Genomic DNA, 14645 nt, shown 5'->3' on the forward strand with positions numbered 1-14645 from the left:
ATTCCGGACACACATTTTGTCGCTTAACCCACCAAGAACGCGATTGCGCGTGAATTTGGAGTGACACAGGGCAAGATCTTTTCTAGTTGGCTCCGCACATTTAACTATTTGCGGAATGTAGTGGCACACCATTCCCGGTTATGGAACCAAGTGTTGGTAATGCGTCCTCGCATTCCAGTCAAAAGCGCGGTGAGCTCTGATATTCACCATCTTTCGGACAGGAAGACAAAAAAGATTTATCCGCCAGCAGCACTTCTTGCTTACTCGCTCAAATCGATCGATCCCGCCGATAATTGGAACGTGAAAGCTGCCTCTATTTTTGTAGACTTTCCTGCTGTGCCTAACTTGAGTCTTGAAAGGTCAATGGGATTTCCTCAAGGATGGGAATCGTTGAACCTCTGGTTGCCCTAATTGAGGTTGAGCTTCGCGCATGGACTCACCGCAAGGACTCCGCTCCCCTACTCGAAAAATCCATACACTGTGGCGCATGCATTACGTGGACTATGACGAGGCGATGGCAACGCTTTCGCCAAGGGCAGCGGTAGACGCTCTGCGCGAGGAGCTCACGGGTGGGTTCGACCCTGCGAGCGACCAAGAGCGGCAGAAGGTGGCGCTCCCTCACGGTGAGATGCACCTGCTGCCATCGGCACTTGATGGTGCTGTTGGGGTGAAAGTGCTCGGCATTCAGCCCACGGATTCGGACGTGGATGTCCCGTTCATCCAGGGGTCGTACCTGCTCATGGGTGGTAAGACGTTGACGCCGGAGTGGGTGATTGATGCGGCAGCGTTGACAACGTTGCGCACGCCGGCGGTGACGGTAGCTGGTGTGGTTGATCTGTTGCGGGGGTTGTCGGAACCGCTGGACGTCGTTATCTTCGGCACCGGCGCGCAAGGGGTCGGGCACGCGGAGACCATCACGGACGTGCTTGATGGTGTGCGTGAGGTGTCGTTCACGTTTGTCTCGCGGAACGCGCCAGATGATTTCCCGTACGAGTGGCTGGAGACCGGCACCCCGGAGGCGGATGAGGCTGTGGGGAGGGCTGGGTTGGTGGTGACGGCGACGTCTGCACCAGAGCCGATCCTGTCGGTGGAGGTGTTGCGTGACGATGTCATCGTGCTGGCCGTTGGCGCGCACACCACCGATACGCGCGAGTTGCACGAGGACGTGCTAGCCGGTGCGCAGGTGATCGTTGAGGATCCAGGTGCCGCGCAGCGCGAGGCTGGCGATGTCGCGATTGCCGTTGAGAAGGGTGCGCTGTCCTGGGATGACGTGATCCCGATGGTGGACGTGGTGCGTGGTGATGTTGTGCTTGATCCGACACGACGCATCGTGTTCAAGACGGTTGGCATGCCGTGGCAGGACCTCGCTGTGGCACGCGCGTTGGCGGGGCGGTGCGGGGAGGAGTAGCCGGGCCTAGAAAGGACAATGCTCGCGTTCCCATTCCGGGAAGCGAGCCTGCCGTATTGATCTCCACCATAGAGGTGTGCGCAGGGGCGAACAAGCCGTTTTCTTAAATGCCAGGAAATCTCTGGTCGGGGCACCTCTATATCTATCTCCGGTGGTGCCTGAAACGACAGGACCTGCCCGATAGAGTGACACTGTGTCTTCCCTGATCCCCGTCCACGCATCAGAGCGCGTCCTCGGTGGCGTAACTGAGTACCTGGCTACCGCGTTTTCGCTTGCTAACCCGGAAACGTCCAATGCGCTGAAGGCGTTTTTCGAGGACACCGAATACGGCATGTTCCACGGGCCGTACGTGCGCTCCCGGTTGCCGTACGCGCGCGCGATTGGCTGGGAAGGGATCTTGGATTGGATGCCGGGGTGGTTCACCCCGTACCACCACCAGGCGGAATCGTTCCGCAGGCTGCGCAGCCGGGACGAGCACGGGCCGCGCCGCCCGGATCCCACGTTGGTGATCACGGGTACCGGCTCCGGTAAGACGGAATCCTTCCTGTATCCCGTGCTGGACCATGCGGCACGCGCCCGCGCGCAAGGGCACCGTGGTGTGAAGGCGTTGCTGCTCTACCCCATGAATGCGCTGGCCAATGACCAGGCAGACCGTTTGGCCAAGTTGATCACCAGCGAGCCGGCGTTGGGCAACGTCAATGCCGGGATTTACACCGGTGAGGCGACCGGGAACGTAAAGAAGGTCACGGCGGACTCGTTGATCACGGACCGCGACCGGATCCGCCAGGACCCGCCGGACATTCTGCTGACCAACTACAAGATGTTGGACCAGTTGTTGCTGCGTCCGGCTGATCGTCAGATTTGGGAGCGCTCCGCAACGTCGTTGCAGTACCTGGTGTTGGATGAGTTCCACACGTACGACGGCGCCCAGGGCACCGACGTGGCGTTGTTGCTGCGCCGCTTGGGGTTGATGCTCAAGCAGCACCAGCCGGAGGGGTTCATCGGCGAATACGCGGACAACCCGTTGGGGCGGGTCACGCCGGTGGCTACCTCGGCAACGCTGGGTGGCAAAGAGGACACTCAGAAGGTGCTCGACTTTGCAGAGACCATCTTCGGCGAGCGCTTCGCCGCTGATGCGTTGGTTGGGGAAAAGACGCTGACCTATGGGCAGTGGGTGGATGAGATCGGTGGGCGCTTTGGTCGTCGAAAAGCACAGGAGCCCCCGAGTATCGACCAGTTGCGTGAGATCGTGGACACTATTGCTGCGGACACGTCCGGGCGCGACCACGCGGATGTTGTGCTGGACGTCTTCCGTACGCAACTGTGGGGTGCTGGCGAGGACCTCGAAGAGATCATCGCTGCGTACGCCGTGCACCCGCTCACGCGTGACCTGCTGGAAGGTGCTGCCACCGCTCGCCCGCTGATCGAGCGCGCCGGGGAGAAGGACACCCTCCCGGCGCGGGTGCTTGGCGATATTGTGGTGCGCAGCCTCGGCCAGAACACCGCGCGCGAGTTTGTCACGCACCTGCTTACTGCCGTCGCGCACGTGCGTGCCATGGCTGGTGAGGCCTACGGGTTCGAGGGCAAGCGCCTCCCCGGCGTGGAAACGCACCTGTGGGTCCGCGAGGTCTCCCGCATCGAGCGCGCCGTGACCCCCATCGAGGACGGCCACATCTTCCGCTTCGCCGACGATGGCCACGTGGGTCTCGACGACTCCTCGGTCTGGCTGCCCGCCATCTACTGCCGGGCGTGCGGTCGCGCCGGGTGGATGACCGCGCTGGAGCCGGGTACGGAAGCGGTCATGTTTGGCGGTAGCGAGATCCGCAAGGCGTCCATCGAATCGCCGGAGCGCGTGCGCCCGCTTATCGATGCCACCAACGAACACCGCCAATCCCTCTCCGAGGGCACGGACGCTTCCGAGTTCGACGACGAGGACGGCAAACGCCACCTGACCTGGTTCCACTCCTGGACCCAGGAACTGACCAGCCGCGAACCTGACGAGAAGGAACGCGAAGAAGGCCTGTCCGTGCCGGTGCTCACCTATACGGGCTTGAACGCCGAGGAGCACGCGATCAACCAGGTCTGCCCCTCCTGCGGTGAGGCGGATGCGATCCGCTACATCGGCTCGCGCGTGGCCACGCTGCTATCGGTGGGGTTGTCCAACCTGTTCGGTATGCCGTCGCTAGATCAGCACGAGAAGAAGACGCTGGTGTTCGCAGACTCGGTGCAGGACGCCGCGCACCGCGCCGGTTTTGTGCAGTCGCGTGCGCGTGCCTTTGGCATCCGTACGCTTATGCGCCGGGTGGTTGGCGACGATGCAGTTTCGGTCGCGGGCCTGCCACAGTTGATCGTTCAGAAGGCAGACGCGATGGAGGACCCCTACCGCGCCCGCTTCGAACTCCTGCCGCCCGAGATCGCCGAGACCCCGAAGTTCACCCCGTTCTGGTCTAAAGACGCCGACGGCAGCGCGCGCCGGGCGGCCACCACGGCGGTGTTGAACCGTCTGCATCTGGATGTCGCCCTAGAGTTCGGCCAGCGCGCCCACCTGCCACGCTCGCTGGTGTCCACGGGCACGCTCGCACCCGCGGTGGAGGCCGAGGACGCAGTGCTGCTGGAGACCGCCGATGAGGCGCTCAAAGCTCTCGACGACACCCTCTTCGATACCGTCGAACTCACCGAGGACCTGCGCCTTCGTTGGATGCGGGGGCTGCTGGAGCAGGTCCGTGAGCGCGGTGGCATCAACTCGCCGCTGCTGAAGAGTTACCTGGCGGACGACGCCAACTCCTGGCGTTTGCACAACCGCTACGCCAAAGCCGACGGCGTGCCCAGCTTCCCCAAGGGTGGTGCGCCCGAGTTCCCGCGTTCCGGGCCGACGCTTAACGACGTCGACCGCGGCCTGACCCCACTCGGCAGCGCCCGTGGCCGTTACGCGCGCTGGACCGGGAAGGTGTTGGGCATCTCCACCCACGACGCCGCTACCGCGCTCACCGGGGCGTTCCGCGCCCTGGCCGCAGCGGAGGTGCTTACCGCCGTGAGTACCGAAACCGGCGGCACCATCTACGCCATCCCACCCGAGCGCGTCATCCTGCGCCGCGAGGACAACCCCCGCATGCTGTTGTGTGGCACCTGCCACGCACAACTCGGCGTGGACGAGCGCAACCGCGAACTGCTTGCCGGCCTGCCGTGCCCAACTCCGGGCTGCCCTGGTGAGCTGCGCACCGACAAGGTGGAGGGCGACTACTACTCGGAGCTCTACACCTCCACGAACCCACGCACCATCGTCGCACGTGAACACACCGGCCTGGTGCCCAAGGATGAACGCTTGGCCCTTGAGCGCGCCTTCCGTGGCGGCGATGGCGCATCGGATGCGCCGAATGCCCCGAACGTGCTCGTCGCAACGCCAACGCTGGAGATGGGTATCGATATCGGTGATCTCTCCACCGTCATGCTCGCCTCCCTGCCCACCACCGTCGCCTCTTACGTGCAGCGCGTGGGCCGCGCCGGGCGTCTGACCGGCAACTCGCTCGTGCTGGCGTTCGTGCAGGGCCGCGGCGCGATTCTGCCGAAGTTGAACCAGCCGCTGTCCGTCATCGCCGGCACCGTCGCGCCACCCGCGGCGTTCCTATCCGCAACGGAGATCCTGCGCCGTCAAACCACCGCCTACCTGGTGGACACGCTGAACTTCTCCGCCCACGGACTGCAAATCAGCAAAGCCATCGACGTGTTCTCCAACCGGAAGATCTCCCTGGTGGAGGCGCTTACCGACGATATCGTGGACGGCGTGGCCGACCGCGTCAACGCCTTCCTGGCCACCGTGTCCGCCTCCCACGTGGACGAGCTCACCATCGACGGCGTGCGCACCTGGGCTGTCGGCCAAGGCCACGACTCGCAGGCAGGCGAACTGCAGCGCACCCAGAACCTGTGGCAGCAAGAACGTCACACGCTGGAGCAGCGCCGGCAGCGGTTAGAGGATCGTCGTAAAGAACTCGCTGCCAAGGTGGACCCGAACGCCGGTACTGAAAACGCCGACCCGGACCTGGAGCGCGAGAAGCGCAGCACCAACGCTGCACTCAACCGCGTGAAGCAGGACCTGCGCTACATCGTGGACGGCGACCATTGGATCGGCGCCATGGAGCGCTACGGCCTACTGCCCAACTTCACGCTGCTCGACGACACGGTGGAACTTTCCGTCGTGGTCAGCCAACTCAACCCCACCACCATGCAGATCGACCCGGAAACGTTCGAACTGTCTCGCGGTGTCTCCTCCGCGCTGACAGAACTCGCGCCGGGCAACACGTTCTACGCCAGGGGCATCGCCGCGCGCGTGGACGCGGTGGAGTTGGGGCACAACGGCGCTGACATCGAACAGTGGCGCCTGTGCCCGCAGTGTTCCTACGGCGAACTCGTCCAGGCAGGCCACACGCCCGGCGCGTGTCCGGTGTGTGCGGAGCCGACGTTTGCGGACAAGGGCCAGGTGCTGGACACCGTCCGCATGCGCCGCGTGAGCGCTGAGGTGGATCGGGCGCGTGCGGTTATCGATGCCTCCCGCGAAGAACGCATCAACCTGCGCTTCCAAACCACTCTGAGTTTCGCCGTGCCCGAGGGCGGCGAGGGTCCGGCGTGGTTCCTCTCCCAAGGTTTCGGCGCCCAGTACCTGCGGTACGTGGACCTGCGGTGGTTCAACCTTGGCCGGGGTCCGGCGGCGAAGCGCATGATTGCGGCGAAGGAATACGACTCGCCCCTGTTCACCGTGTGTAACTACTGCGGCCACCTGGATTCCGAAAAGGGTGCGAACTCCAAGTGGGACCACCGCCCGTGGTGCCCGCAGCGCAACAAGCGCGAAGAGGACGTGGTCACCGTCGCCCTGTCCCGCACCTTGCAGACCCAGGGTGTGCTGCTGCACGTGCCGGTCGCGCTGACCGCCGGGGATAACGCCACCATTCCGAGCCTGACCGCCGCGATCAAACTCGGCTTCAAGGAAGTCCTCGGTGGGGATCCGCAGCACCTCAGCGTGGCCACGGTGCGCGTGCCGGACGCGCGCGGCAACACCGTCGAGGCGTTGCTCATGCACGACAACGTCCCAGGTGGCACCGGATACCTGTCGCAGTTCGCCTCCCCCGAGGCAGTGCGCCAACTCCTCGAGCAAGCCTTCAAGCAAGTCAAAGCATGCTCTTGCCTTGACGACGACCGCCTCGCCTGCCCCGACTGCCTCCTCCCCTACGCCAACTCACAGCAGCTGGACGTGACCTCGCGCGCCGCCGCCGAGCGTGCGCTGCGCTCCATCCTGACCAACCAGGACCACCCCTCCCCCGACGAGGATCCCCTCGCGGTGCAGTGGGAACCCCAAACCGAGGCACCGGTGCTGGATCCGGCCTCCAACCTGGAGGTGCGCTTCCGCGAAGTCATCCGCGAGGCCATCGTCGCTGCCCAGGGCACCGTCGAGGATCTGCCCAGTGCCGGCGGGGTGAAGTGGAACATCAAACTTGGCGGCCAAGATTGGACGATGCACGAACAGGTAGACCTCGGCCGCACCCGCCCCGACTTCGTCTTCCGCCACCGCACCAACGCCAGCGTGCGCCCCGTCGCGGTGTACACCGACGGCAAGGCATTTCACTTCAGCGAGCAGCACTACCGCTTCCCCGGCGACATCGCCCTGCGCAACGCATTGCTTATCGACGACTACCTCCCCTGGTCCATCACCAACCCCGACCTCGACTGGCGCGAGGCAGAAGTGAACCAAACGGCCACGCGTCCGTCGTGGGTGACCGAGAAGGGGCGCGCGGCGGTTGGTACGTACTGCAGGGCTCTGGATGACCCGGCCCTTACCTTCTTGCAGTCCTCGCCGGTCACGCAACTGCTCGGCTACCTAACGGACCCCTTCCGCAAGTCCTACGCCGCCATGGATACGGCAATGATGTGGTACTTGTCCCAGGTGTCGCCTGGTGCTCGCACCGCACGTGGCATCCGGTTCACATACCGCAACGAGCTGTTCTTCGACGTGCACCGCACAAGCGGGACCGTGGTGCCTGCGCGCCTCATGGTGGATGCCGAACACCCCGGCTCAATCACCGAAGACACGTGGGTGACGTTCCTGCGCTTTGCCAACATCATGTGGTTGGCAAACAACCATGTGGAGGTGGCGACAGGTGCGGGAGATGGGGTCGTCGATAAGCAAGAAGCCCCGAGTGCCGTTGAAGCAGCAGTGTCCGAGCTGTGGGCGGAGGCGATCGAGGAGTTCGAAGACGAGCCGGAGGTCGCCACGGCCTTGCGCACGCTCGCGGAGGCAGGTGCGGCCGAGACCGAGGAAATCGGCGAGGAACTCCACGGCCTGCCCACCGCAGTGACCTGGGTCGAACACCAGATCGCGCTCATGTTGGATGAGGAGGGTGCCGACGCCGACACCGAAGCCAAACTGCGCAACGAGGGCTGGACCCTGCTCTACCCCGGTAGTCTGAACCCGCAAACAATCCCGGCCGCACTGCTGGGCAAGGAGTGACAACCATGGTGACGTTCAGCCTCTACAGCGGCCTCAAACTCGACGGCTCCCTGATGAAACCGACGATGAACTTCCTGCAGAAGCTCTCGGTGGACCCAACCAGCCCGTCGCTGAAGATCAAGACGCTGTCCAACGCCGTGGACAAGCGCGTCCGCACCGGCCGCATCAACGACCAGTTCCGCGCTGTTTTGTTCGAGATCAAGGACGAAGAAACGCACCACTTCGTGCTTGTGGACGTCGACTCCCACGACGAAGGCAACCTCAAAGCCGAACGCCTCGACCCCGCCACACTGCGCCTCGAAGTCAACCCCATCAACGGCATCACCACCCTGATCAAAGAAACCCCCGAGCAGGCCGTTTCCGAATCCCAAGCCAAAGCCGAGGCCGCCGCGCAGGCTGCCCAGGAGTTGGCGGAGAAGCAGGCTGTTGAGGAGGGCTCCGGTGTGGTTGCGGAGGTCGTCGATACGCACACCGCTGTTCCGCGCGAAGCGCTTTCTGGCTACACCCCGCAGCAACTCTGGGACGAACTGGGCATCGACCCAGCGCTGACCACGCGCGCGCAGGAATTGGACACCGAGGCCGAGTTGGACGCGCTGCTTGCAGATCGCCCCAAGTGGGAGCACGAAGCCATGCTCGCCCTGGTTGCTGGCTACGACATCGATCAAACCCGCGAAGCGCTTGACCTGGAGAAAGTCTCCTCCGAAGACGCCGCCGCACCGGAAGACACGCGTCTGCTCGCCGGCCTGCGCAAGGCAGCCGCCGGGCTGGAATTCGCCTACGTCGACGACGTGGAGACCGAATCCCTGCGCGCCGTCATCGAGTCCGGCTCCTTCAACCAGTGGCGCGTGTACATCCACCCGGAGCAGCGCCGTATGGCTGAAGGCGCACGCAATGGCTCGTCCCGCGTCTTTGGTGGCGCCGGCACCGGCAAGACCGTCGTCGCTGTGCACCGCACGAACAATCTCGCACGCCGCAAAGTGGCCAACCAGACTCCCGGCGACACCCCGCCGGCCATCCTGCTGACCACCTTCACCAAAGGCCTCGCCCACGGGTTGAAGTCCCAGCTCAACGCGCTCAACGCGTCGTACCCCGAAGCTGGTGAGCCAGGCGAGCCCGGCGTCTGGGTAGACAACATCGACGCCGTCGTCCGCAAAGCCGTATCCCTGGGAACTCCGGAGGAAGTCTCGGAAGCAACCCGGCGCGTGCTTGGGGATTCCGTCTCACACGTCCGCCCCTACACCGACCTCGCCGCCCGCAACGTGTGGGACGCCGCGATCGAAAGCACCGACGAGGCCATGCCACGCGAGATAGCTAACGACACCTTCCTCCAAGCCGAATACGAAACCGTCGTCCTGGCGAACAGGATCACGACCCAGGCTGAGTATCTGAAAGTCGCCCGCACCGGCCGTGGCACCCCACTGAACCGCAAGCAGCGCAAACAGGTCTGGGCGGTGCTCGAATCCGTCATGCACACCCAAGCCATCGACGGTCAACTCTTCTGGCCCACCATGTCCGCCGTCGGCGCCGAGATCTTGAACGTTCGCCGCGAGCGCGGTGGCGGGGCCATGTTCGAGCACGTCATTGTCGACGAAGCCCAGGACTTCAACGCCGGCCACTGGCACTTCCTCCGCGCCTGCGTCGCGCCGGGACCGAACGATATCTTCATCGCCGAAGACTCCCACCAGCGCATCTACGGCAACCCGCTGACCTTGTCCCACTTCGGCATCTCCACCCGCGGACGGGCCTCGGCCCGGCTGACGCTGAACTACCGCACCACCAAGCAGAACCTCGACTACGCCCTGCGCATCCTGCTGGGTGGGGACACCGCGTTTATCGACGCCGAAGGCGCCGAGGACCACGTCGAGCACTACCGCTCTGCGCGCACCGGCCCCGCCCCCGAGATCCTGTCCTGCACCTCGGAGGAACAGGAGTTCGCCGCAGCCGCCGAGTGCATCAACCGCTGGCTGGATGTCGACAACGCATCCGAAGTCCGCATTGGCGTTATGTGCCGCACCCGCGGCCAACTCTCCCGAGTGGTAGCCGGACTCGCCGCTCACGGCATCGACGCCGTGCAAACCAAAAACGCTGAACTCGCCTCCCACGAGCAGGTCAGCGTAATGACCATGCACGGCGCCAAAGGCCTGGAATTCACCCACGTCATCCTCATGGGCGTAGGCAAAGACATCATGCCGGTGCGCTACCGCCTCAAGCACCTCTCTGAAGCCGATGCCCGCGCTGCGTTGCAGCGTGAACGCTCGCTTTTGTATGTCGCTGCTTCTCGAGCCCGCGACGAACTCGTGATCACAACCGTCGGCGACCGGTCGGAGCTGCTTCCGGAGGGTTAGGGGGTTTCGGGCGGCTCGGGCAGCACTGCCTGCTGGTCGGCTTCGTCCCCCTCGCGGTCTTCCCAGGCTGCGAGCGTGGTGGACGGTTCATCCTGCAGGTGCCACATCGTTCTGCCGTTTGCTGCACCGCCCACCAGGAACGCCGCTGCGGCGGACGGGCTGGTGAACTCCAAGTCTGAGGTCAGCGTGTTGTCCTGGATCTGGTCCGCGTAGCGCTCCCGGGTAGCGTGGACCCCTCGCGGGGCGCTGGGACGCAGCTCCGGCCGCAACGTGGATCCCTCGAGGACGAGGAAACCGGAAGTGGTGCGCTGGCCCAAGCCTTGAACACCTTGGCTGAGAACGGTGAGCTCGAAGATCGGTTCTTCGTCGTCGCTCGGGCGCGCCGAAGCTGAAGCCGTGTTGGTCGAGGTGCGAGACTTCGACGAAGTTGCCTTCGGCTGGAAAGCGGAAACGCCTAGAGCGCTGATGATGAGGTTGGTGTTCTCGATGAACTCGTCCAGCTCCGCTTGGGTTGAGCGTAATCCTGACTCAGCTTGAGGTGGTAGAGGTCGTCGATGCGTCATCCCGTGCGGACTCCGCATTGCGCCGTGTGGGGCCTGCCGAGATTCGACAGTTGCGCAGCGCCATCAGTTAAGCCGGGGTCGGCAATGCCAAGAAGAACTGTGGCGCGGGAGATAGAGTGTTCCTATGAAAAAGCTTCCTCTCCTTGCTGCAACAGCAGCACTACTCATCACAACACTGTCCGTGCCTGCTGCTAACGCCGAGCTGACCCCTACTGAGCGGGACCAGTTCCGCACCGATCCCGTCGGGGCGATTGCTTGGCAAGCTATTAAGGGCTCTTCGGAATACGTGCGCGCCGATGGCAACACCATGATGGCCGCGTCTTTCTTCTCCATGACTTCGCCCGGGGAGAGTATCGGCCTGCCAGCCCTGGAGAACTGCGCCGAGCGCGTCGGCTCCTCTTCGCCGGCAGGCGGTGTGCGCTACGTGGCGGCAGCCCTGTGCGCAACCTTCGACCCGAATGCCCGCAGTCAGGTGCAGCGCGGTGACTTTGGCTACGCGCCGCTGGGCTAAGCCGGTGCGTAGATAGGCAGATCGCTGCGTGTATGCGGCCGAGGCCACCCTGCGAGCTTGCCCTCGGCGAAACGAACGTGCCGATCTGAAATTGAGGGCGCTTGCCTCCAAGTCGGAGCGAACACACCGAAATGCGCTGTTTTGCGCTAACCTCACGGCCTATAGGAACAGATTCGGTGCGAACGTTCCGTAACAGCATACGGTCAGCGAGGAGACGTGACACGTGGACATAGAGGCACTCGGCAGCTTTGTGCGCGCCCAGCGTAAGGAGCGGAGGCTGACCCAACTGGAGGTCGCCGAGCTTGCCGACGTGTCGGACCGGTTCCTTCGGGAGCTGGAGCACGGTAAGCCGACGGCGGAGATCGGCAAGGTGATCGACGTTCTTGCCGTGCTCGGGTACGACCTTGAACCCGTCGTGCATAGAGCTGACGAGCTGGGGCGATTTTGAGCGTCGCCCCTTGCGGACTCCACATTGCGGACAAGTAGGTACGCACCAACTGTTTGAGGCCGCCAAGTTTTGAAACTGCCGGGCATGGAGCTATTGCCTGAAGCGTTGACGCTTAATGGTATCTTCGGCATGAGCACCTCCATCAATCTCTTCTCGGACATTCTCGAGGCAGCCAAGTTAGCGGCTGAAAAGAACGACCTCCGTCAGACACTGAGGCGGTCTGAGGAATCGGCGGGGTCAAATGCTGAGGATGAGCTACCTGCATATGACTGTGGTGGGCCGCCATGGTCGATCTCGATGACAAGGGCGCAGACTGGCTCTAACAACTCCGCATTGCGGACAATTGGGTGTTCACCAACTGTTTGTAGTGAGAAAACCTTTGGTGCGTCGGTAGGCGGATGTCCACTGAAATGAGCACGTGAGGGGCTGTGCTCGCGCGGGGTGCGACGTAGGCTGCCGGGCATGGGGATGAAAACTTGGAAAATTGGGGCCAAAGCGGCGGGAACGCACGTTGGGGGCCGGATAATTGTTGCGAACCGATTCGGTGAGATTGACGGTTCCGGGCGGGAGCTTGGGCACGCGGTTGTTGCCGGACTGAATCGGGCGGCCAGAAAGCGTCGGACGGTCAGTATGAAGCAGCCGGAAGCAGGTGAGGTGGCTGAGCACCTCGCAGGCATCGTTTTGATGGCTGGCTTGCCGCTGCTGCTGCTGATGCGGCAGGCGACAACCGTCGAATCAGCGGGTTCGGCGGCCAGGTTGATGGTGGAGATCAGCGGGGAGGCACTCGCGCACGAACTGCGGTTTGCTGGCGTATACGGGCTCGCGATCTCCGCGCGGGAATGCGACGACGCCGGACGTCTGGACATGATGGGGCCGATTTGCGACACCATCTCACGCGTGTTGCCGCAACCTCTCTCCTATGCGGACGAGGCGGATCGCGCGATGCGGGTGGAAATCCGAGAGGTTGAGTTCCCAGAACCTAGCGCTGAATTGGCTGGTGACGGCCTGGCAGAGATGGGCCTGAACTACAAATGCAGCGAGGTGGATGGCAGTGAAATCGGTAAAGACTCCGGCTCAGCGTACTTCCCGCTGCCGCTGTTCGCGCCGGGGACGGCGGAACCGCGCGTGGTTATGGAGATGTGGGTCGATGGCCTGCAATTGATCGTGGACCTGGAGGCGAAGCTCGCGGGGTACGGTGCCCTTCGGGACATGGTGTATGCCGTGGAGGAGGCGGTAGACCGGCACCGGTTCAGCAGTTGGGGGATGCGGCCCGCGTAGCGGCGGTATCGTCAGTGGCCACTGGAGGTCCACTGACGGTCCTCCGATGGTCCACTGACGGAGGTGAACAATGGTTACTCAACCTTTGGCAGAAGCGTTCCCAGTGGGAGATTTCCTCGCGGAGGAATTAGAAGAACGTGGTTGGAGCGAAGCAGATTTCGCCGCGATCATGGGACGGCCGACGCGCTTTGTTAAAGAGATCATCTCGGGCGAGCGGGAGCTTACGCGGGAATCCGCTGAGCTGGTCGGAGCAGCACGTGGTACCTCGGCAGAGCTGTGGCTCAATCTGCAAGACACATTTCTTGCGTGGAGGCACGGGTAACCTCGCCAATCCGCCCCTACACTCGGGTTCATGAGCACTCAAGATATGAACACGCAGTTGCAGGATCAGGTCGCCGTGGTCACCGGCGGCGCGGCGGGCATCGGCGGGGCAATCTCGCGCACTCTCGTCGCACGTGGAGCGACGGTTGTGGCCGTAGACATTAACGACGACGCCGGCGCCGCCCTCGAGAACGACCTCGGCGACAATGTTGTCTTCCTCAACGGCGATGTAAGCAAACCGGAGACCGCAAAGAAGGCCGTAAAACTTGCGGTGGAGAAGTTCGGAAAGCTCACCGGCGTGGTCAACAACGCTCACGCGTCGCGACAAAAGCCATTCAGCGATCTGGAACAGGAGGACTGGGACCTGTCCTTCGGCACCGGCTTCGAGGCCACCAAGAACTTCATGCTTGCTGCCTACCCGCACCTTAAAGACAACGGTGGCGCGATCGTGAACTTTGCCTCCGGCGCCGGCATTGTCGGCCAGCCCACCCAGGCGGCGTACGCAGCAGCTAAGGAAGCGATCCGCGGCCTGTCACGCGTGGTAGCCAACGAGTGGGCGAACGACGACATTCGCGTCAACGTCGTCGGCCCGATGGCGCTAACCGAGGGCGTGCAGAAGTGGTCCGAGGCTTTCCCGGAGCTCTACCAGCAGTCCCTGCAGCGCATCCCGCTCGGCCGCTTCGGAGACCCAGATACAGACGTCGCCCCGGTCGTTGCATTCTTGCTCAGCGAGGACGCCCGCTACATCACCGGCCAAACCCTCATGGTCGATGGCGGCACCAACAAGTTGTACTAGCCGAAGCGACGCGGGCCGAGACGATTACAGGTCAGCGTCACGAGGAGAAGCAATGGCTGGTTATCTTCCATATGGTCTTGTCTCGGGTCGTGGTGAGGTTGCGGTTATCGAGTCGCCCAACGGCGGGTGGAACGTTATCTATACCGACCGCAGAACAGCGGGCGGCGGAGCAACCGTGGAGGGGCACGACCAAGAGTTCGCCAACCGTCTTGCCCACCTGTTCGTGGCCAAAAGCAAAGAAGGCGTGAACCCTGGCGACCTATTCGGCACGTTGTGCTGGAAGTTCAAGGCGGAACGTATCGAGATCTACAACAACCTTTCGAAACTCTGCCTTCTCACCGGATACGGTGAGCCACTGCCAGACGAGGAGTAACTGACCCCCGCATCCGCCTCCTACACTCGGTGCTGTCTGTCTTCGTCGCTGTCCCGGAAGGTGCCCATGAACGTCACGCTGCTCCGCGACGTCATCTTCACCGCGG

12 protein-coding genes and 1 pseudogene are annotated in these 14645 nt (G+C 63.3%); 12 read left to right on the forward strand and 1 reads right to left on the reverse strand.

The window, feature by feature from the left end; all coding sequences use genetic code 11:
• Positions 1-42: 42 nt before the first annotated feature.
• The 5 genes and pseudogenes from HMPREF3048_RS12700 to HMPREF3048_RS02815 form a co-directional block, all read left to right on the forward strand.
• Positions 43-135 (forward strand): annotated as a pseudogene (locus tag HMPREF3048_RS12700) (Abi family protein); the annotation flags it as partial.
• Between the two features lie 24 nt (positions 136-159).
• Complete coding sequence (locus tag HMPREF3048_RS11705; protein ID WP_246818832.1) at positions 160-411, forward strand: hypothetical protein; 252 nt, start codon at positions 160-162, stop codon at positions 409-411.
• 76 nt (positions 412-487) lie between these two features.
• A complete protein-coding gene (locus HMPREF3048_RS02805) occupies positions 488-1408 on the forward strand; it encodes an ornithine cyclodeaminase family protein (RefSeq protein ID WP_070771124.1) in 921 nt (306 codons plus the stop codon).
• A 193-nt stretch (positions 1409-1601) separates the two neighbouring features.
• A complete protein-coding gene (locus HMPREF3048_RS02810) occupies positions 1602-7904 on the forward strand; it encodes a DEAD/DEAH box helicase (protein ID WP_070771125.1) in 6303 nt (2100 codons plus the stop codon).
• A gap of 5 nt (positions 7905-7909) precedes the next feature.
• Positions 7910-10249, forward strand: coding sequence for a 3'-5' exonuclease (locus HMPREF3048_RS02815; protein ID WP_070771126.1), 2340 nt, complete (start codon positions 7910-7912; stop codon positions 10247-10249).
• Here HMPREF3048_RS02815 and HMPREF3048_RS12405 read toward each other — a convergent pair.
• Positions 10246-10566: a DUF4357 domain-containing protein gene (locus HMPREF3048_RS12405; protein ID WP_168167274.1), complete on the reverse strand. Its 321-nt coding sequence runs from the start codon at positions 10564-10566 to the stop codon at positions 10246-10248. The two genes, HMPREF3048_RS02815 and HMPREF3048_RS12405, sit on opposite strands and share 4 nt — an antisense overlap.
• 25 nt (positions 10567-10591) lie before the next feature.
• On the opposite strand from HMPREF3048_RS12405, the gene HMPREF3048_RS12410 reads away from it, so the two are divergent.
• The 7 genes from HMPREF3048_RS12410 to HMPREF3048_RS02850 all read left to right on the forward strand — a co-directional run bounded on the left by HMPREF3048_RS12410 (position 10592) and on the right by HMPREF3048_RS02850 (position 14539).
• Entirely contained in the window at positions 10592-10786 is a 195-nt protein-coding gene (locus tag HMPREF3048_RS12410) for a hypothetical protein (protein WP_168167612.1), read from the forward strand.
• 150 nt (positions 10787-10936) lie between these two features.
• On the forward strand, positions 10937-11323 hold the full coding sequence (locus HMPREF3048_RS02825; RefSeq protein WP_070568356.1) for a hypothetical protein: 387 nt from the start codon (positions 10937-10939) through the stop codon (positions 11321-11323).
• A gap of 223 nt (positions 11324-11546) precedes the next feature.
• The gene (locus tag HMPREF3048_RS02830) at positions 11547-11771 is read left to right on the forward strand and encodes a helix-turn-helix transcriptional regulator (protein ID WP_034996602.1); all 225 of its coding nucleotides are present in this window, start codon (positions 11547-11549) and stop codon (positions 11769-11771) included.
• A gap of 630 nt (positions 11772-12401) precedes the next feature.
• Positions 12402-13049: a hypothetical protein gene (locus HMPREF3048_RS02835; RefSeq protein WP_141740813.1), complete on the forward strand. Its 648-nt coding sequence runs from the start codon at positions 12402-12404 to the stop codon at positions 13047-13049.
• Between the two features lie 70 nt (positions 13050-13119).
• On the forward strand, positions 13120-13371 hold the full coding sequence (locus HMPREF3048_RS02840) for a helix-turn-helix transcriptional regulator (protein ID WP_070422090.1): 252 nt from the start codon (positions 13120-13122) through the stop codon (positions 13369-13371).
• 30 nt (positions 13372-13401) lie between these two features.
• Positions 13402-14166 carry an SDR family NAD(P)-dependent oxidoreductase gene (locus HMPREF3048_RS02845; RefSeq protein WP_246818833.1) on the forward strand — a complete coding sequence of 255 codons (765 nt, stop codon included), beginning with the start codon at positions 13402-13404 and terminating at the stop codon, positions 14164-14166.
• 52 nt (positions 14167-14218) lie between these two features.
• A complete protein-coding gene (locus tag HMPREF3048_RS02850) occupies positions 14219-14539 on the forward strand; it encodes a hypothetical protein (RefSeq protein ID WP_070771131.1) in 321 nt (106 codons plus the stop codon).
• The last annotated feature ends 106 nt before the right edge of the window (positions 14540-14645 follow it).

The organism is Corynebacterium sp. HMSC075D04, from assembly GCF_001815635.1.
GTDB lineage: Bacteria > Actinomycetota > Actinomycetes > Mycobacteriales > Mycobacteriaceae > Corynebacterium > Corynebacterium coyleae.